Origin of the sequence: Alistipes dispar (genome assembly GCF_006542685.1) — a bacterium.
GTDB lineage: Bacteria > Bacteroidota > Bacteroidia > Bacteroidales > Rikenellaceae > Alistipes > Alistipes dispar.
This window is the reverse complement of sequence record NZ_AP019736.1, coordinates 2,745,851-2,766,455: the sequence shown is the minus strand read 5'-3', so window position 1 is coordinate 2,766,455 and position 20,605 is coordinate 2,745,851. Positions and strand designations below refer to the sequence as shown.

The window sequence follows — 20,605 nt, the reverse complement described above, 5'->3', positions numbered from 1 at the left end:
CGGCTTCGGACCGAAAAGCGAAGACACCGGATCACCCGGTGTCTTTTTTTGTGCGAGCTCCGCAAAGAATGATTGTAAATAATTTTACTATATATGTGAATTCGTCTGCGCTTTGAGTGTCTTTTGATTGCCTTAATATCCGGCATGTGTATTATACAAGATTTTTGTCGAAATATTTGCATTTTTAAATAGAAAGTATATAACTTTAGAGCGGATTTTGCAGATTGTTTCATGATAACTGTAAAATTCGAGAAAAGCTATACCTTTTTAACCTAAAATTTTCATGTATGAAAAAGAAACTGATTTTTGCGGGTGCTGTCGTATTGATGGCTGCCGCGGCTGTAACTGCCTATATGGCAAATTACCGGCCGGATCCTTTCGATCTGCTGAATGCCAATATCGAGGCTTTGGCGCAGGATGAATCGTTGGATCCAGGAGAATCTAACGGCAAAAGAGAGTGTTTTAATAGTATTACATCTGATTCTGCAATGCAGGTAAGATATTGTCCTACATGTGAATATGTTCCAGGAAAGCCTACTTGGTATGCATTTAGAAGTGAATGTTGATTAATTCAAAGCGCCTAATAATTTTATTGGGCGCTATTTAAAACCGTATTTATGAAAAAAAGTCTGGCTATCGTACTGATAGTTCTCGTCTTGTCCAGTTGCAGTACGAATCCCGAAGCCCACATGGCTTTCGAAGAAGTTCGTTATATCCGGGAGTTTCCCCGCACTTATTCGCTTACGGCACAGGATGCAGAAAGTGTGGATTTCGGAATCATCGGCACACAGGATTTCATTGTCCACGACTCCCTGCTGATTCTCTCCACGGCAAACAAAAACGGATTCCTGACCTTTCTTTCCTTACCGGACCACCGAAATCTGGGGAGTTATCTGCTATTGGGGAATGGTCCTCAGGAGTTCATCATGCCTCCGTGGATCAGCCAGTCGGTCTTCTATCGGGAAAAAGGCGATTTATGCTTTACTTTGCACAACGTGGTCCGGAAACGGCTGGAGTGTTTCAATGTCACCCGAACACTTGAAAGCAAGCGGTTGCATCTATCCACGATAAAGGACTCTTTAGTATCCACGGCATTCCGATTCCTGTATATCAACGACTCAACCTTCATGTGCCGGGAGATAACATCGGACGAAACCCGGCAAATCCGATATTTCATCGAAAACGGCCGGCGTACGGAGCCCTTGTGTCTCATTCCTCTGAACGAATCCCGAGTCGATCCCGGCAATGGGAACTACAACATTCTGGCGACATTGATCCAATACAATCCCGACCGGCGGCGAGTTGTGGAGGCTCCTACCCTGCTGAACCACATCAACCTCTATGCTCCGGACGGTTCGTTCGCCCGGACGATCTGCGTCGGAAAGCGGCTCGATAAGACGAAAGACATTCAGGCCCGGGAGTACGGAGAGAGAATCCGCACCTACATGCATCTGCTGGCTTATCCGGATTTTTTCGGAGCCTTATATTTCGGGGCCACTGAAAAAGAGTTCGAGTTGGAACCCGGCAAAATTTCACCCGTTATCCAGTTATTCGACTGGGACGGTGAACCTCTGGCTGAAATTCGTCTTCCGTATATGGCTACGGCATTTGACTTTGACTTGAAAAACGGCGCGCTTTATACATTTGACCGAACTTCAGAGCAATTTCAAAAATATGATATAACGGATTTAAATTTTTGATATGCTCTTCGTGCTGCTCACTGACGCTCGTCGGATATTCCCGCATGCAGGCTCGTAAAGGATTGCGGTAGTGAAGCCGGATTTCCTGTCGATCTGAAGGTTCGTTGCGAAGGACGATCGGCCGATGCGCTGGCCGACGGGCCTATGGGGAGCCCACGTGATGCACCTCGTGCCTGATCAACCGTCTTGAGTTCGCTCGCGCAGGATTCGACCGGCTGCCACCCGAAAAGCGAAGACACCGGAGCACCCGTATGGCAACTACCGGCCGGCTCCTTCCGATCTGCTGAATGCCAGTATCGGGGCTTTGACGCAGGATGAATCTCTCAATCCGGTGGCAGTCGGTTGTGATTGTAGAAACGGTTGCAGATATTTTAAATAATAGATAGAGCCTTTCTAAAAAAGAAATACTCTAAAAATGATTATGAAAAGAATATGCGCTTTTATTTTCGTTTGGTCGATAATTGCCGTGGCATGTACCGATACGCGGTCCAATTGTCCGACGGTCATCAAAGACCCGCAGGTTGTAAACTCGCTGGAAGGCGATCTTGTGACGCCCGATTCGGTAATCTCTGTGCTTGATTGGAAATTGACGGACCGATATATTGTCATATATACGTCTCAGGCCGATGGTGTCCTCCAATTGTGGAGCCTTCCGGAGTTGAAATACCACGGAAGCTATATCCGGAAAGGACGGGGCCCGGGAGAGCTGATTGCGGCAAACTGGGGACAGACCGTTGAACGTAATGCGGTAATACTCTACGATATTCCGGCCGGGAAATTGACACGCTATCTCGTACGGAATGATTCATTGGAGACCGAATGTGTATTGGATATAGTCGGTCGCCGAACCCAAGACAAGTCACTTTTCAAACCGTATGTCGATATTTTGCAGATGAACGATTCATTCTATGCGATGCGGGCCTCTGACCGCCAAAAAGATGAATTGTCGATCGTGAACCTGCGACATGGCAATGTCGTATCTTATGCGGAAGAACTTTTACAACGCGATCCGGAGAAAGATCAATATTTGGAGTACGACTATCTTCTTGCAACGGATGGCCGTCATCTCGTTAAAGCCTATATGGAGTCCGATCGAATCGAAATCTTCGAACTCTTGGGGACGGATCTGCTGCCCCGATGCGTGATAACCGGTCCGGAAAATTCTGTGTCGTCCGGTTATAACGATATTATCTGTATGGGCGATCGGTTTGCTTGTCTGTTTGCGAGCGATGGATCCGGAGAAGGAAACATATTGGAGGTTTACGGATACGATGGCAGCCAGTTGGACCGGATTGCTCTTTCACATCCACTGACCCATATTCTCTACGATGAAAAGAATAAAATATTCTATGGATACAACGCCTGTTCTGAGAAGAATAACTTTTATCTGTTCCGTTATCCGAAATGAATCTCGCGGATAAGTTTTCCCCGTGAAGGGATACTGTAGATTGCAACGTTCTGAATAATAAAGAATGGCTATTAGAAACGACTTCGAATCCGTGTGGAAGGAATTGATATCTTTCTGAAAAACAGCTTCCTAACACTTTATTTGTAGGTAGTCGCCAATAATATAAACGGATCGGCCTCTGAATGCGTATTAAGACAAACGGGGGTTTGTTGATGAATTCATTTTGTCTGCGTATCTTTATCCGGCGAACCCCATGCAGATTCTGACCGCTTATGAAAACGGTAGGGAAGGAAATTATCGATGGACTTAATCGGGGCAGCGAATCGGCGTTCGCCGCCTTGTATGACTCCTATTTTTCCTATCTGTGTGCCTGCGCGGCGACCTATGTCCCCGATCCTGTGAGCGCCGAGGAACTTGTCAACGACGTCTTTGTCAATATATGGGAACATCGCGGCCGTTATCGGGTCCCTTTGCACGGATATCTCGTCAACAGCGTCCGGAACGCTTGTATCAGCCATATCCGCTCGCAGTTGTTCCGCCGTCGGCTGCGGGAAGGCTACGAACGGGAGTTGTTGCTGTTTGCCGAGCAACGATGTCTCACCGACGCTCATCCGCTCGAGGTTCTGTCCGCACAAGAGGTGGAGACACGTATCCGGGCTGTCGTCGAAACGCTTCCTGAGCGCTGCCGGGCCGTCTTCGAACAATACTTCTATCGGGGAGAATCCGCCCGGGAGATCGCCGAGAACCTGCGGATCGACCCCGTCACGGTACGAGTTCACATCAAGAACGCTCTCGACCGCCTTCGTGTCGAATTAGGACCGTTACTGACTGTCTATCTTTTCACGACCTTTTTCAAACCCTGATTATCCGTCCAAACAAAAAAACGGCGGGTCCTGCTAAACGATGCAGGACCCGCATGCGTAATTTATTATGCATGCAAAACTGGACAAGATGGAAAAATATTTTGAGGAGCTGATTATCGACTACCTGACCGGGAACCTGTCGGACCCGGATATCGCCCGGTTTCTCGAGTTCGTACAAAGTGACGAACGACACCGCAGGCGTTTCGAGGAGCTGAGCCGCCTATATGCCCAGTCGCTCATCCCCCGTTTCGAAACTGACAAAAAGGCCCGGTACCGGGAGGCGGAGCGGCGGATCGCCGCATCCCGCCGCAGGCCGTCGCTTTGGCGGATTGCTGGTTGGACGCGTGTCGCAGCCGCTCTCTTGGTCGGTATCGTCGTGGGAGCCGCCTCGCTTTTCGTACTCCGGCTTGATGCGGAGCCCGGCCTTTGCGAAGTGACGGTTCCGGCAGGCGCCCGTTCGCAGATCATGCTGCCCGACAGCTCCCTGGTATGGCTCAATGCCGGTTCTAAACTTATATATGCCAGCGATTTCGGTCGTAAGGACCGTCAGGTGCGGCTCGAAGGCGAAGGCTATTTCGAGGTTGCGCGTAATGTCGGATGCCCTTTTACCGTCCGGACTGACGTGCTGGATGTCACGGTGCTGGGAACCTCCTTTAATGTGCAGGCTTACGCCGATGCCCGGACCGTCGAGGTCGATCTGCTCAAAGGTCGCGTGGAGGTAGCTGCAGCCGACGGACGCCGCCTTTCGCTCCTTCCTGACCGGCAGGCACGATTCGACCGTACCTCAGGGCTGTTCGAATCTCACCCGGCCGTAACCGCGCTGGCGGCAGATTGGATCAACGGACGCCTGTCGTTCGTCAACACGCCGTTCCGGGAGATTCTGGACAAGTTGCAACGCCATTTTAACGTACGAATTGAGGTCAGCAGCGAAAAAGCCGCTCATGAGTCCTTCTCGGGAAGCATCGACCTGCGCCTCTCGCTCGACGAAATACTCCGCTACATCGACGTGGACCGGAAATATACCTGGACAACGACCGACGGAACACTGCGACTCTCGGACCGGAATTGATAACGCACCACAATCTAAACCAACCTGAATACGATGAACAAACTCTACCTGAACCTGAGAAACTCCCTGTTCCGGTATCTGCTGCCGGTCGGGTGCCTGCTGTTCTGGGGGCTGCCGGCCGCGGCGCAATCCGGGTCCAACGCCCGGATTACGATCCATGCCGATGAGCAACCGGTTATCCGGATACTCAACCGGATCGGTGAACAGAGCGGCTGTTCGATCATCCTGCGCGACAACGATGTCGATCCGGACCTGAAGGTCTCCCTGCACGTTGACAATGCGACGCTCGGGACGGCCCTGCGACAATTACTGTCAGGGACCGACCTGACTTACCAGATCGACGGACGGAAGATTTCCGTCTTCCGTCCCCGGCGATCCGTTCCCGCTCTTCCCGGAACGCGGAAAGTCCAGGGTGTCGTGATCGACGAACAGAAACGCCCTGTCACCGGAGCAACGATCGTGCTGCCGCAGTTCCCGACAGTGGGAACCACCTCTGCCTCTGACGGCAGTTTCTGCCTGCAACTGCCTGTCGGTGCCGACCGGCTCGAGATCTCCTGTATAGGCTATGAGAAACAGCAGGTAACTCTCCCGGCCGATGCGGGCCGGACGTTGGAGATCGTCCTGCAAGACGATGTCCAGACGTTGGAGAATGTGGTGGTGGTCGGTTACGGCGTTCAGCGTAAAAGCGTCGTCACGGCGGCCATCAGCAGCGTGAAGGGCGACGACCTGAGACGTGTGACGGGCACTCGCATCGACAATGTGCTGAAAGGCATGGTGTCGGGTGTGAACATCACGCAGAGCTCCGGCCAGCCCGGTTCCGGGGTTCGTGTACGCATCCGCGGCGTGGGGACTATCAACGACAGCAATCCGCTCTACATTGTCGATGGGATGCCCGTCAGCAGCAATATCGACTATCTTAATCCGGCCGACATTCTCTCGGTCGAGGTGCTCAAGGACGCCGCGTCGGCTGCCATTTACGGTGCCCGCGGTGCGAATGGCGTCATTCTGGTCACGACCCGTCAGGGCAACAAGGGCCGTACGTCGGTCGATTACTCGTTCTCCTACGGATGGCAGAGCCCCTGGCGCACGAAGGACGTGCTCAACGCCCATGAATACGCTGTGATGATGAATGAGATGAATATGAACAGCGGCCTGTCCCCGATCTACGAGAACCCGGCGGCGCTGGGCAAGGGCACGAACTGGCAGAAGGAGCTCTTCAACTACAATGCGCCTGTCGTGGAGCATCAGGCCAGCGTCAGCGGCGGCAACGATAAGGTAAATTACTATCTGTCGTTCGGTTATCTGTATAACGAAGGTATCATCGGCGGCGATGTCAATCGGTCGAATTATGACCGTTATAGCGTCCGGGCCAATACGAACTATACGCTTTTCGAGAAATCCGAGCAGCGCTTTTTCCGTTCGGCGCGCGCTGGTGTCAATATGGCCTATTCGCGTACCGTGTCGCGTAGTATCGGTGAGAACAGCGAACGCGGCAGTGTGCTGGGCAGTGCCGTTTCGATGTCCCCGATCATGGGAGTCTATGCCGGCAACCCCGAGGAGGTCCTCAACGAACATCCCACGGCCGTGACTGACTTTTCGGGCCGGGTTTTCGCCATCGCAGGCGACAATTTCGGCAACATGGTCAACCCGATCGCTCAACTGCACCTGCCGGGCGACAAGTCCGCCGCCGACAAGCTGATCGGCAATATCTGGGGCGAGATCGAGCTCTATAAAGGACTGAAATTTAAATCATCCTATGGCACGGAACTGGTCTTCAGCAGCAACGACGGCTATCAGATGCCCTATTATCTGGGGCGTTACACTTATGCCGACCGCTCGTCGGTCTGGTCGAGTATGGAACGGCTCTTCACGTGGCAGGTCGAGAACACGCTGACCTACGACTGTACGCTGGGCGAACGGCATCAGCTTACAGTTCTGCTGGGACAGTCGGCACAGTCCTCGCACTCGCAGAACGTCGGCGGTTCGAGCTACGACATCAGCGACCCTTCGCAGCCGTGGATCGACACGACCGAGTCCGATGACAATTCGCGCAGCGCCTGGGGAGCACCTTCGCCCGACCACCGGCTGCTGTCGTATTTCGGCCGTGTGAGCTATAATTACGACGAACGTTACATGGCCGAGTTCACACTTCGCCGCGATGGATCATCGAATTTCGGTCCGGCGCACAAGTGGGCTACCTTTCCGTCGGTTTCTGTGGGATGGAACCTCACCAATGAACCTTTCATGGCAAACCGCCCGAAGGCACTCTCTTCGCTGAAACTCCGTGCCAGCTGGGGCCTGAACGGCAACGAATCGATCGGTTCTTTCCACTATATTTCGACCGTGACCGGTGGTGCGGATTACATACTCGGTCCCGAAGGGCTGAATACGTTGATACCGGGTGCTACGCCGAGCGGCTATCCGAACGACGGTCTGAAATGGGAAGAATCCGAGCAGTTCGACGTAGGTATCGACGCGTCGTTCTTCGGAAACCGACTTTCGCTGACGGTGGATTATTTCAACAAGCGCACCAACGGTATGCTGATGACCGTTCCGTTGCCGCAGTATATCGGTAATTCCCGGCCTTACGGCAACGTGGGCGACATGAAAAACAGCGGTGTGGAGATAGACCTCCATTACCTCTTCCAGGTGTCGGACGTCTCGTTCGATATCGGCGGCAACGCTACCTATATCAGCAACCGGCTGATACGCCTGGGTAATCAAAACGGCTGGGCCAATTACGATACGGTGTTGGGTAATATCGGCACCATCACCCGCGCCGAGAACGGCGAACCGTTCCCTTTCTTCTACGGTATGCGCACGGCAGGCATCTTCCAGACGGCCGACGAGGTCGCCGACTATGTCAATTCCCGGGGTGAAATGCTCCAGCCCGATGCGCGCCCGGGCGACGTGAGGTTCGTCGATTGCAACGGCGACGGAACGATCGACGATGCCGACCGTGTGAAGATCGGCAAAGGTGCACCCGACTGGACTTTAGGTTTCAACCTCGCAGTGGCTTGGAAGGGCATCGACCTCGGGGCCTTTTTCAATGCCACGATCGGCAACGATATCTTCGATGCCTCCTATCGGTCGGACTATCCTTACCTCAACATGCCGCGTCACATGCTCGATCGCTGGACGGGGCCCGGCTCCTCGAACCGTATTCCGCGCCTCTCCCGCAATGTCGACGCCGCCAACTGGCAGTCGTCGGACCTTTACGTGCACGACGGTTCCTTCCTTCGCCTGCGCAGTCTCCAACTGGGCTATTCGTTCCCTGCGGCGTTGCTCCGCAAGGTCCATATCGAGCGGCTGCGCCTCTGGGTCGGAGCCGAGAATCTCTGGACCCTGACTTCGTACGAAGGCTTCGATCCGGAAATCTCCTCCGGCGGGACCTCGCTGGGTGTTGATCGCGGCGTTTATCCTACGGCGCGCATCTTTACCATCGGAGCCAACATCACCTTCTAACCTCAAAACGACGATGAACATGAAATACATACGGATTATATTGGCGGCATTGGTCCTTTCGGTGTCCGTCTCCTGCACATCGGATTTCCTCGACGTGGACCCCACGACGGAGATTCCCGAAAAAGATTATTACGATGATTATGAAACTCTGTTGAAAGGACTGATGGCGGCCTATGCGCCCCTTCAGTGGCCGGATTTCGTCTTCGGGGAATACGGTCCGCTGGCATTCGTATCCGACGTCATGTCGGACGACGTACGCGTCGGCGGGGCCAACGAGACCGACATTCCCTACCTGCAACTCATGCGTAAATTCTCCGCGACGCCCAACCATACGCCGTCGGTCCTCTGGGTCGTCCTTTATTCGGGCGTCTACCGTGCCAATACCGTGCTGCAGTACGTCGATACGGCGGAAGGCATGTCGGGTGCGACCCGCAGCCGAATCAAGGCCGAGGCCTACGCCCTGCGTGCCTACTATTATACCTGGCTGTGGAAACTTTTCGGAAATGTCCCCTACTACGACCGCAATCCGACGGGGCCCGATTACCTGATCGACCAACTTACGGCAGACGGGGTTTATGCCAAGATCATCGGCGATCTGGATGCCGCGCTGACCGGCAGCGGGCTTCCCAAGGTCGTGAAATCCGCCGAACTGGGTCGCTTCACGCGTGCAGCCGCACAGATGCTTCGCGCCAACGTGGTGATGTACCAGCAGGATGCCTCCCGCTACGCAACGGTGCTGACCGATATGTGCGAGATCATCGGCTCCGGACTTTATTCTCTCCGGAGCGATTTCGCCGGCCTCTGGACCGACAGCGGCGAATGGGGGACGGAATCGATTTTCGAGATCAACTATACCGATTCTCCCAGCAGCCGCACCTGGGAGAATCCGACGAAAGCCGGCGGTACGGTCTTCCCGACGCTCATCGGAATCAACGGTTATTCAGGCCCCAAATGGGATACGGGCGGCTATGGTTTCGAACCCGTCGAGGAGGCGCTCTACAACGCCTATGAAGGTGACGACACGCGCCGGGACGCCACGATCCTGAATTTCGCCAAATACCGGCAGCAGCATCCCGAGGCGACCTACACGCCCCGTTACGACGATACGGGCTACTTCAACCGCAAATATTTGGGTCGCGCCGACGGCCACGACAAATATACGGGCAACGCTCCGGAGATGAATTTCCGTAACAACTACCGCGTATGGCGTTATGCCGAAACGTTGCTGATCGCGTCGGAGCTGATCGTGCGCACGAACGGCGACCGGGACGAGGCCGACGACTACCTCAATCAGGTCCGCGCACGGGCTTTCGGCATGAAGCCCGGCGATGCGGCCTTTGCAGCCAAACGGCGCCCTGCGACGCTCGACAACCTGCTGCTGGAAAATCGGCTGGAGTTCGCGCTCGAAGGTCATCGTTTCTGGGATCTCGTGCGTTACGGGAAAGCCGAGGAAGTACTCGGCAGCCGCGGTTACACCGATGCCAAGAAACACCTGCCGATCCCGCAGTCGGAGATCGACCAGGCACACGGCACCTTGAAACAAAATCCCTATTAACCGGCTTCCACCATGAAAAAACTACTGATATTACTGTCGTTCACCGCCCTGTGCCTGGCGTGCAGCAAGGCGGAATACAGTCTGGGAGACATTCCTTCGAATGAGAATACCGATTATTCGGTCACCCCGGAAAAAGAGCATCCCAATATGATCCGGTTCCGGTTCAACGAGCAGGGAGTTTCTCCCTTCTGGAAGGTCCGCAAACCCGACGGCTCCTATGTCGAATCGAGCAGCCGCGATTTCACGCTCCGCTATTATATGAAGGGCGAATACGACGGAACGCTGCAGGTTTACGGCGGCGGCGGAGTCAGCGAACCCATTGCCTTCACATTCCGCGTGACGGAAAACGACCCGATTGTCGCCCTGTTGACAGGTTCGGGCGAACAGAAAGTTTGGGAGTGGAATTATTCCGTTGATAACCACTTCGGCGAAGGTTCCAGTTCGACCCGTGTTCCGGACTGGTGGCCCGTGAAAGCCAACGAACTGAAGGATATGAAGATGTATGATGACGAACTGTCGTTCGTTACCGACACCTGGCAGTATGTGCTCGATGCCAAAGGTTATGTCTATGCCGACGGTTCGGTTCTCTCCGACCTTGATCCGCAAAATTATCCCGAAGGGGGTACCTACAATTCTGCGACGATCGCTTACAACCAGCCCGAAGGTCAGAAATGGGCCCTTTACACAGACGAGACCGGGACACTGTGGCTGAGCTTCACCGGAGGCGGATTCCCTTCGTATGCTCCTTATCCCGATGGGCTGGGCGGTGCCTACGAGGTAATGGAACTGACGGAGGAGACGCTGGCGCTGCGGTTCGATACCGGATCGGACAAATACGGCGCCTGGTATTACCGCTTCGTAGTGAAAGGTTCGCAGCCCGATGCCGACCTGCTGGCGCTCGAACAACTGCTGACGACGAAGAGTGACGGAACGCAGAAGGTCTGGACCTGGGATTATACCCGGGACGGACATTTCGGCGAGGGAGATCTGGCCTCCCGCGAGCCTGATTGGTGGCCGGCCGGTGCCAATGAAATGCATAACTACTCGATGTACGACGACGAGCTCTCGTTCCTCGCCGCAGGCAAGGCGTATGAACTGGCGGCGAACGGCTACGTTTACTGCGATGCCAGCGCACGTGCTGCCATGGGCCTCGAAGACGGTCCTACGGGCGATGTTGCCTATACGCAGCCCGAGGGACAGACCTGGAAAATCGAAATGCGCGAGGGCGTACCCTATCTGAAATTCTCGGAGATGGCATTCCCGAGTGCCGTTTGCCATCCGTCGGCGCTGGGCGGCAGTTTCGAAATTCTCTCACTAACGGCCGATGAACTCTATCTGCGTTTGGCGACCGATGTGGATGCGTGGTATTTCCGTTTCGTTCCGAAGCCCGAAGCGGAGCCCGAGCCCGAACCCTCCGAACCGGAAAAACTGCTAACAACCTCGGCGGACGGTTCGCAGAAGGTCTGGGTCTGGGATTACGCCCGGGACGGTTATTTCGGTGAGGGCGATCTTTCGGCCCGTGATCCGAACTGGTGGGCTCCTTCCATGGACGAAATGAGCGTTTATTCGATGTTCGACGACGAACTGATCTTCCGTTTCGAGGGCAATGCCTACGAACTGTCGGCGCATGGGGCGGTCTATTGCGATGCGAGCGCCCGTGAGGCCATGGGTCTCGAAGCGGGCAAGACAGGCGACATAGATTACACCCAACCCGAGGGACAAACCTGGAAGATCGAGGATCGCAGCGGTACACCCTACCTGGTATTTTCCGAGATGGCATTCCCCAGCGCGATCTGTCATCCGTCGGCGCTGGGCGGCAGTTTCGAGATTATGGCCTTGACGGCCGACGAACTCTATCTGCGCTTGGCGACCGATGTAGATGCCTGGTATTTCCGCTTTACCGTGAAAAAATAACCGATAACGACCTGAAACGATGAAAAAGATGATTTGGATGATAAGTCTGCTGTGCATGGCCACGGCAACAGGATGCATGCAGGACGACCCGACCTATTTCCGGAAACCCGGCTGGTGGGTTGACGGCGAACAGGACGAGGAAGGCGACGGCGAATACCGCCTGGTCTGGTCCGAGGAGTTCGATGAGGAACCCGCCGGAGCGGAATATGCCCAGCCGGGTGAGAAATGGCGGTTCGAAACAGGCGGTTCGGGCTGGGGCAACAACGAGGAACAGTATTATGTCGACCGCGTACACGGGGATTATGCCGTGACCAAAGTCCGCGACGGAATGCTGACCATCACGGCTTACAAGCCGGAAACGCCTGTCGGAGGCAAGAAGTATATCTCGGCCCGTATGAGCAGCCGTCAGTCGTGGACCTATGGCAAATTCGAGATGAGGGCCAAGCTTCCGGCGGGTCGGGGCGTATGGCCGGCGTTCTGGATGCTGCCTGTCACCCATTCCGACGACAACCTGCTCGACGGAGAGATCGATATCATGGAATACGTAGGCTACGAACCCGGTATCGTGTGGTTCTCGGTACACAATAAAAAGGACCGCACGGAGGACGGCAAGAATGAATTGACGACGAGTTATGCGCCGGAATCCCCCGAAACGGAATTCCATGTTTATGGTATGGAGTGGACGCCGGATTATATCCAGGCCTACATCGACGGCGTGCCTTACTACACATTCCGCAACGACGGCTCGGGCCGTGCTGAGAGCTGGCCTTTCGACAAGGCGTTCTACCTGAAGCTCAACATTGCCGTCGGCGGTGACTGGGGCGGCTACGAGGGGATCGACGATTCGATCTTTCCGGCGGAATATGTTATCGATTATGTACGGGTCTATCAACGGTAAGCGATGAAAATAGACAGGCGCTCCGGCGTTATAATGCACGGATCGCTGCGGTCGAGATGCCGCGGCGCGTAAATTTCCGGGTTTCATCGCCGGGACTGAGACGGCAGGACGGGATTCTGCGGGCCAATTCGGCCGAGCCCGGTGCGACAATCCGCCATACGCCCGACGGCAGCGAACCGACCGAGGCATCCGACCGATGAAACCCGCTCCATTTGCCTGTAAGTTGCCGGACCGGGCGCCTTCACGGCCTATGCGGATACTGTGTCGGACGATATTCGCGGTATAGCAGGGATCGAGTTGAAAGCTATTTCGACTCGATCCCTTTCCGGATAATTATACATGCCGCCGCAGCGCCCGGACTGGGTAGATGATGCTGGCGTTTCAGCCGAAAGGCGGTCGCAATTCATCGAATCATGGGCTTCAGAATGGAACCGTCTGCGGCTGACAATACTATGAGAAGTATCGGGCTGACAACCGACGGATGATGAAGCCTCGATCGGATAATATCGCCATGAATCCGTTCCCGGATAAAAACAGCGCAACAAAACGTTTTCTGTCCGGTAATCGACGGGCCGCTCCTCTCGGAATTGCAATTAAATCGGGGGGAGTTTCATTATTTTATCGATCATTTTCTATATTTGTGTGTTCGAGTCCGGCCGGCGACTGCCCCGGACGCCGTTGAATGGATAGTTCATACGACGGCAAATCAATAGACGAAAAGGCTGCGAAAAAGATGGCTAACAGTTTATTTGCGATTCGGTCGTCGGATGCGATTTTCGGAATTTCCATGCACGGACGGATAACTGCGGAGCATTGGAGATAATACGTTTTTGGACGATGCGCTCATTACATTCGGATAAAATACAGACGGATTCTTCGGATGAAACTCTCCCGTTCGTTCCGGAAGAGGGGGACTTCGGCCGTTTCGATCGCATCTATCACGAATATGCGGCCCGCCTGATCGTATTCGCCCGCCGTTTCGTCACGGAGAAATTTGCAGAGGATATCGTGCAGGACGTATTCGTGCGGGTTTGGCAGCAGGGGCGTTTCCGTCTGCCGTCCGAGGAGTTGAGCCGTTATCTTTACCGCAGCGTATTGAATGCCTGCCGGAATTCCATTCGGCATGAACTGGTCGTCAGCCGGTATGTCCGCACCTCGCTTGCAGAGCTGCGGCTCGGAGAGGTGGAATACGAACTGCGGATTCTCGATGAACCGCGGAACGAACGCGAGGATGTCCTGCGGGCGTTGATCGAGCAGTTGCCGGAACGCTGCCGCGAGGTTTTCCGGTTATCGTGGTACGAGGATCTGAAGAGTGCGGAAATCGCCGAGCGGCTCGGCATTTCGCATCGTACGGTGGACGCCCAGCTTTATAAAGCGCTTCGCTTCCTTCGCGAAAGGATGCTCATCCTGCTGATCTTTAGTCTTATTTACCCCCCCCCTTCGAATGGCTGCTGAATTTTTTTTCGAACGGAGTAGGTAATTTTTACGGGACATGTGTTTTACATATAAAACGCATGACCGATGAAAGAAATCTCCGAAGCACTCGAATCCGCCCTGATCGCCTATCTCGAAGGTGAAGCCACGTTGCAGCAGATCGAGTTGTTGCACGAATGGGCCGGCCTCGATCCCGAGAATGCAGAGTTGCTTTACGGGCTGACGCATCTTTACGCCGAGCGGGATGCCGCATCGAAGATCGGAGCGGTGGATGTCGAAGCCATGCGGCGCCGGTTGCTCGCAAGGCCCGAATTCGCCTCGGATGAGCGTATTGCCGCGCTGCGCCCTGCACCCCGCCGAAAGCTCGGGCGGAAGATATGGTTCCGGGCAGTCGGTTATGCCGCCTCGGCAGCCGCACTGATCGCTGTCGGCATTCTGGCCGGGAGGAGCGGCGGGACAGGGCTTTCCGACTCGTTCAATACGATATGCGTGGATGCCGGAAGCAAGTCGCGCATCGTGCTCGCCGACGGTACGCAGGTGACGATGAAAGCCTCTTCGAAGCTGCGTTATCCCGCCTCTTTCGGCTCCGGTCCCCGCGAGGTGTGGCTCGACGGCGAAGCCTATTTCGATGTCGAACACGATGCGGAGCACCCCTTCATCGTCCATTCGTGCCGCCAGTCGGTACGCGTGCTCGGAACGACTTTCAATGTCCAGGCCTATTCCAACGAATCCGAGAACACCGTAACGCTCCTGAGCGGGGCCGTGGGACTCGACTTGCTCGACCGTGAGGGCGAATTGCTCCGGTCGCTCGAACTGCATCCTTACGAACAGTGCCATTTCGACAAGAGAGCCGGTAGTTACCGGCTTTCGGAACTGGACGCCTATGAGCGGCAGGTTCCGTGGGACGACGGGGTTTACCGTTTCCGCGATCAGAGTCTCGCGCAGATCGCCGCCCGGTTGCAGAACTATTACGGCGTGCGGATTCTTCTTATCGACGAAGCTGCGGAAAAGATCCGTTATACGGGCAGTTTCTCGCTCACGGAGCGGCTCGACGAGGTGTTCGGCGTCCTGAACCACGACGGGCGTCTGCATATCGAACGCGACGGGAACACCTACCGCATCCGCTTACGCTGACCTTTTGAAAACTACGAAAACCTCAATAGACATGTCGAACCTTAAATCTTTCCTGCCTATGACCGATTGACGAACGGATTCTCCCCCCCCCGAACAAAGAGGAGCCGGTCATGCTGCTGACATTCCCCGGCTCCGGACTCGTTAAATTTTCGTTCATGCCCCGATGCTCCGGAATCCCGGCGCTTTGCGGTGCATGGCATAAACTACTCATCTAAGAGGTCTTAAATTTATGAAAAAAAATCTGATTCTTGCTCTTCTCGCGCTGTTTTTCACGCTCGGGACGGGTAAAATGACGGTTTCGGCGCAATCCGGTGTGTTGCAACAACGTATCAGCGTCTCCGTAGAGGGCGGAACGCTCGACGATGCCGTCGTGCAGATCGAGAAGCAAACATCGCTGATGTTCCTCTATAAAACACAGGACATCGCCCCTTCTCACCGGGTGACGCTGCACGCCAGACGGGAGCCGCTGTCGGTCGTGCTCGACCGTCTGGTCGAAGGCACGAAACTCGGCTGGGAACTCTCGGACAATCACATCGTATTGACACAGAAAAGCGTCGATGACCAGCCCCGCAGGGTGACGGGACATGTCCTCGACAAGAACGGAGTTCCCATCATCGGAGCGACGGTTATTGTCAAGGGGACGACCGTCGGTACGAGTACCGGGGCCGACGGCTCTTTCGCGCTGGAGATTCCCGCTCCCGCCGCGAAAGCGGTGCTGTCGTTCGGCTACCTGGGATACGACGACACGGAAATTCCGGTCGGGAGCCGTACGGCAATGGAGGTCACGCTGCGCGAATCCGCGCTTGAAATGGATGCTGTCGTCGTAACGGCCCTGGGCATCAAACGTTCGGAAAAGGCGCTGTCGTACAACGTGCAGCAAGTTTCGGCAGAGGAGATTGTCGGCAACAAGGACGTGAACTTCGTCAATGCGCTCAGCGGCAAGGTGGCCGGCGTGAACATCAACGCCTCGTCGTCGGGCGTGGGCGGAGCCTCGAAGGTGGTCATGCGCGGTACGAAGGGCATCGACCAGTCTTCGAACGCCCTGTACGTCATCGACGGTGTTCCGATGTACAACCTCGGCGGCGAGGGCGGAACGGAGTTCGACTCGGCCGGAACGTCGGAAGCCGTCGCGGACATCAATCCCGAGGATATCGAGTCCGTGTCGGTGCTGACGGGCGCTGCGGCTGCGGCGCTCTACGGCAGTTATGCGTCGAACGGCGCCATCGTCATCACGACCAAGAAGGGCAAGGCGGGCCATACGTCCGTGACCGTGACCAGCAATACCGAGGTACACTCTCCCTTCGTGATGCCCGAATTCCAAAACCGCTACGGTACGGGTAATCTTAATGCTTCGGAGGGGCAGACGCTCATGAGCTGGGGCCGCCGGCTCGGTGCTGCGGACCGCACGGGCTATTCCCCGCGCAGCGACTACTTCCAGACGGGCGTCACCGGCACCGAGACCGTTTCGCTCTCGACGGGCACCGACCGCAACCAGACCTACCTTTCGGCCTCGGCTGTCAATTCCCGCGGTATTGTGCCCAACAACGGCTACGAGCGTTACAACTTCACGGCCCGCAACACCACCTCGTTGCTCAAAGACCGCATGACCCTGGACATCGGAGCCTCCTACATCATGCAGAACGACCGCAACATGGTCAATCAGGGCACGTATGCCAATCCGTTGGTTTCGGCTTACCTGTTTCCCCGCGGAAACGACTGGAACCGTGTGCGGATGTTCGAACGATACGACCCCGAACGCCGCATCTGGGTGCAGGACTGGGACGAGTGGATCGGTGCGGGCAATCTGACGATGCAGAATCCCTACTGGATCAACTACCGCAACCTGCGCGAGAACGACCGCCGGCGCTATATGCTCAATACCAACATCTCCTACCGGATTCTCGACTGGCTTTCGGTTTCGGGCCGTATCCGAATCGACAATTCGGTGAACAACTTCACCGAGAAGTTTTATGCCACGTCCAATTCGACGCTCATCGAGGGTTCGAACAACGGACTTTACGGCATCACCAAGACCGAAGATCAGCAGACCTACGGCGACGTGCTGCTCAATATCGACAAGACCTTCGGAGCGAATTGGTCGCTGCAGGCCAACGTGGGCGCCGTGATTTCGGATATCCGGCAGGATGCCTTCAAGAACCGCGGTCCCATCATGGAGTCGGGTATCGCCAATCTGTTCAACGTCTTCCAGCTCGACGACACCCGTGTGACACGCGAGCAGTCCGGCTGGCGCGAACAGTACCAGTCGCTCTTCGCCTCGGCCGAAATCGGGTACAAGGGAACCTACTACCTCACCCTTACGGGGCGCAACGACTGGCCTTCTCAACTGGCCGGTCCGCAATCGGTCAAGGCTTCGTTCTTCTACCCTTCCGTCGGCGCCTCGGTGGTGCTTTCGCAGCTCATCCCCGACATGCCGGAGAACCTCTCCTACGTCAAGGTGCGCGGTTCGTGGGCCTCGGTAGGTATGCCCTTCGCCCGTTTCCTGGCCAACCCCGTCTATGTCTGGGATGCCGACAACAAAGTGTGGAAGACGGAGACCAATTACCCCTTCTACGACCTGAAGCCCGAACGCACGGATTCGTGGGAGGTGGGTCTTACCATGCGTTTCCTGAAGCATTTCAACCTCGACGTATCGTATTACAACACGAAGACCTACAACCAGACCTTCGACCCGCAGATCTCCGTGTCGTCCGGTTATTCGACGCTCTACGTTCAGACCGGATCGGTGCGCAACCGGGGTATCGAGCTGGCGCTGGGCTACGGCAACAAATGGGGCGAGTTCTCGTGGAGTTCGAATTTCACGCTCAGCTCCAACCAGAACCGGATTCTCGAACTGGTGGACAACTACCGCCATCCCGAAACCGGACAGTTCGTCACGAAGGACCGCCTCGATGTCGGCGGTCTGAACCAGGCGCACTTCATCCTCAAGAAGGGCGGTTCGCTGGGCGATCTTTATTCGATCATCGACCTCAAGCGCGATGCCAACGGCCATATCTACGTGGACGAGAACGACCGCATCTATACGGTCTCCGAGAATCTGGACGACATCAGGCTGGGATCGGTCTTCCCGAAGGCCAACATGGCGTGGCGCAACGACTTCCGCTGGAAAAACCTGAGTTTCGGGTTCATGGTATCGGCCCGTATCGGCGGTATCGTTTACTCCGCCACGCAGGCTCAGCTCGACTATTACGGCGTATCGGAGGATTCTGCCGCGGCACGCGACGCCGGAGGCGTCGCCGTCAACGGAGGTTCGCTCCTGCCGGCCTACAATTGGTACGAGGTCGTAGGCGGCAAGAACATCCCGCAATATTACACCTATTCGGCGACGAACGTCCGCTTGCAGGAGGCTTCGATCGGCTATACGATTCCGAAGGAGAAACTCGGCGGCGTTTGCGAGATAAACCTCTCGCTCGTGGGCCGCAACCTCTGGATGATTTACTGCAAGGCTCCGTTCGACCCCGAAGCCGTCGCCACGACGGGCAACTACTATCAGGGCATCGACTATTTCATGATGCCTTCGTTACGGAATATCGGTTTCAACATGAGACTCAAATTCTAAACGCGCTATGAAAAAACCACAATATCTTCGCAGACGCCTCCGCCTGCTGGCGCTGGCACCGGCAGCGTTGTTCGCCGCCTGCACGGGCGGGTTCGATGACATCAACACCGATCCCTATGCCGCCTCGAAAGACGATATGAACAACGACAACTACATCGTCTCGTCGATTCTGACGGGCATGCAGGGATGGGTCATTCCGCTCGATGTCAATACGCACCAGTTCACCGATATCGTACTGGGAGGTGCGCTCGGCGGCTATACGGCCGACTCGAATCCGGGACTTCCCACCCGCATCGCCATCTTCAACCCTACCAACGACTGGACGCGCGTGATGCTCATCCGCGTGATTCCTGAGATCTATACGGCTTACAACAAGCTGAAAGTCAATTCAGACGACGAAGTGGCCCTTGCGCTTGCCGAAGTGATCCGCGTGGCTGCCGTGCATCGCGTGACCGACACCTACGGACCGGTTCCCTATTCGCAGATCGGAGCCGACGACGCGCTTACCTCACCCTACGATTCGCAGCAGGCCGTCTATGAACGGCTGTTCGAGGAGCTGGACGGTGCGCTGACCGTGCTGAGGAACCATTCGGCCGAGACCATCAAGGCCGCCTCGGACAAGATCTATGCGGGCGACCTGTCGAAATGGGTGCGGTTCGCCAATTCGCTCAAGCTGCGCATGGCCATGCGTATCAGCTATGCGGCGCCGGACGAAGCCGAACGGATCGTAAAGGAAGCTCTTTCCGGAGAGAACGGCGGCGTGATCGAATCGAATGCGGACAATGCACAGATTCCGACCCAGAACAACCCGTTCCGGGTGGTGATGTACGACTACAACGGCGGGGACTCGCGCGTTTCGGCCGACATCACCTCCTACATGAACGGTTACAAAGACCCCCGGCGGGCCAAATACTTCACCCTTTCGACCTTCACGGGCGGAATTCGGAACGGCTATATCGGGCTGCGTTCGGGAATCAGCATTCCCTCCGAATCGCTTCTCTACTCGAATATGGCGGTCGATTATACGACGCCGCTCATGTGGATGAATGCCGCCGAAGTGGCCTTTCTGAAGGCCGAAGCCTCCCTGCGCGGCTGGTACGGCGCGACGGGCGATGCCGAACGCTGGTACGAGGAAGGGGTGCGCCTCTCGTTCGAACAGTGGGGGCTCTCGGGCGATTACGACGCCTACATCGCCGACGGGGTGTCGCTGCCCGAGTCTTATGAGGACCCGCTGGGCAAGGAGAGCAACACTTCGGAAGTGAGCACCGTAACCGTCAAATGGGATACGCGCGGCGATTTCGAAACCAACCTCGAACAGATCATCACCCAGAAGTGGCTGGCGATCTATCCCGAAGGGTTCGAAGCATGGTGCGAATTCCGGCGCACGGGCTATCCGCGGCTGATGCCCGCCACGAACAACCGCAGCGGCGGCATCATCCCCGAGGGAGGCTATGCGAACCGCATGCCCTATCCGGCGGAGGAGTACCAGGAGAACAACGAGCATATCAATGAAGCGGTTTCACTGCTCGGGGGACCCGACAACATGGCCACCCGTCTGTGGTGGGACTGCAAGGAGAAATAATCCATT

14 protein-coding genes are annotated in these 20,605 nt (G+C 55.8%); all 14 read left to right on the top strand.

Annotated features, from left to right (window positions below; translation table 11 throughout):
- The first annotated feature begins 287 nt into the window (after positions 1-287).
- The 14 genes from FME97_RS11515 to FME97_RS11450 all read left to right on the top strand — a co-directional run bounded on the left by FME97_RS11515 (position 288) and on the right by FME97_RS11450 (position 20,599).
- Complete coding sequence (locus FME97_RS11515) at positions 288-566, top strand: NVEALA domain-containing protein (protein ID WP_141429764.1); 279 nt, start codon at positions 288-290, stop codon at positions 564-566.
- Positions 567-617: 51 nt separating this feature from the next.
- On the top strand, positions 618-1,700 hold the full coding sequence (locus FME97_RS11510) for a BF3164 family lipoprotein (protein ID WP_141429763.1): 1,083 nt from the start codon (positions 618-620) through the stop codon (positions 1,698-1,700).
- Positions 1,701-2,121: 421 nt separating this feature from the next.
- Positions 2,122-3,108 (top strand): hypothetical protein, encoded by a 987-nt coding sequence (locus FME97_RS11505; RefSeq protein WP_162502086.1) that lies wholly within the window; start codon positions 2,122-2,124, stop codon positions 3,106-3,108.
- A gap of 272 nt (positions 3,109-3,380) precedes the next feature.
- Positions 3,381-3,971 (top strand): RNA polymerase sigma-70 factor, encoded by a 591-nt coding sequence (locus FME97_RS11500; protein WP_141429761.1) that lies wholly within the window; start codon positions 3,381-3,383, stop codon positions 3,969-3,971.
- An 88-nt stretch (positions 3,972-4,059) separates the two neighbouring features.
- Positions 4,060-5,040 carry a FecR family protein gene (locus FME97_RS11495; RefSeq protein ID WP_162502085.1) on the top strand — a complete coding sequence of 327 codons (981 nt, stop codon included), beginning with the start codon at positions 4,060-4,062 and terminating at the stop codon, positions 5,038-5,040.
- Between the two features lie 33 nt (positions 5,041-5,073).
- Positions 5,074-8,505, top strand: a complete 3,432-nt coding sequence (locus FME97_RS11490) for a TonB-dependent receptor (RefSeq protein WP_141429759.1) — start codon at positions 5,074-5,076, stop codon at positions 8,503-8,505.
- A gap of 19 nt (positions 8,506-8,524) precedes the next feature.
- The gene (locus tag FME97_RS11485) at positions 8,525-10,060 is read left to right on the top strand and encodes a RagB/SusD family nutrient uptake outer membrane protein (protein ID WP_141429758.1); all 1,536 of its coding nucleotides are present in this window, start codon (positions 8,525-8,527) and stop codon (positions 10,058-10,060) included.
- A gap of 12 nt (positions 10,061-10,072) precedes the next feature.
- The gene (locus tag FME97_RS11480; protein WP_141429757.1) at positions 10,073-11,974 is read left to right on the top strand and encodes a hypothetical protein; all 1,902 of its coding nucleotides are present in this window, start codon (positions 10,073-10,075) and stop codon (positions 11,972-11,974) included.
- A 19-nt stretch (positions 11,975-11,993) separates the two neighbouring features.
- The gene (locus FME97_RS11475; protein WP_141429756.1) at positions 11,994-12,872 is read left to right on the top strand and encodes a glycoside hydrolase family 16 protein; all 879 of its coding nucleotides are present in this window, start codon (positions 11,994-11,996) and stop codon (positions 12,870-12,872) included.
- 56 nt (positions 12,873-12,928) lie between these two features.
- Positions 12,929-13,072 (top strand): chitobiase/beta-hexosaminidase C-terminal domain-containing protein, encoded by a 144-nt coding sequence (locus FME97_RS11470; protein ID WP_141429755.1) that lies wholly within the window; start codon positions 12,929-12,931, stop codon positions 13,070-13,072.
- 637 nt (positions 13,073-13,709) lie between these two features.
- Positions 13,710-14,327: an RNA polymerase sigma-70 factor gene (locus FME97_RS11465; RefSeq protein ID WP_141429754.1), complete on the top strand. Its 618-nt coding sequence runs from the start codon at positions 13,710-13,712 to the stop codon at positions 14,325-14,327.
- Between the two features lie 66 nt (positions 14,328-14,393).
- Entirely contained in the window at positions 14,394-15,440 is a 1,047-nt protein-coding gene (locus FME97_RS11460) for a FecR family protein (RefSeq protein WP_141429753.1), read from the top strand.
- A 229-nt stretch (positions 15,441-15,669) separates the two neighbouring features.
- On the top strand, positions 15,670-19,017 hold the full coding sequence (locus FME97_RS11455; RefSeq protein WP_394344255.1) for a SusC/RagA family TonB-linked outer membrane protein: 3,348 nt from the start codon (positions 15,670-15,672) through the stop codon (positions 19,015-19,017).
- Positions 19,018-19,024: 7 nt separating this feature from the next.
- Positions 19,025-20,599, top strand: coding sequence for a RagB/SusD family nutrient uptake outer membrane protein (locus FME97_RS11450; protein WP_141429752.1), 1,575 nt, complete (start codon positions 19,025-19,027; stop codon positions 20,597-20,599).
- The last annotated feature ends 6 nt before the right edge of the window (positions 20,600-20,605 follow it).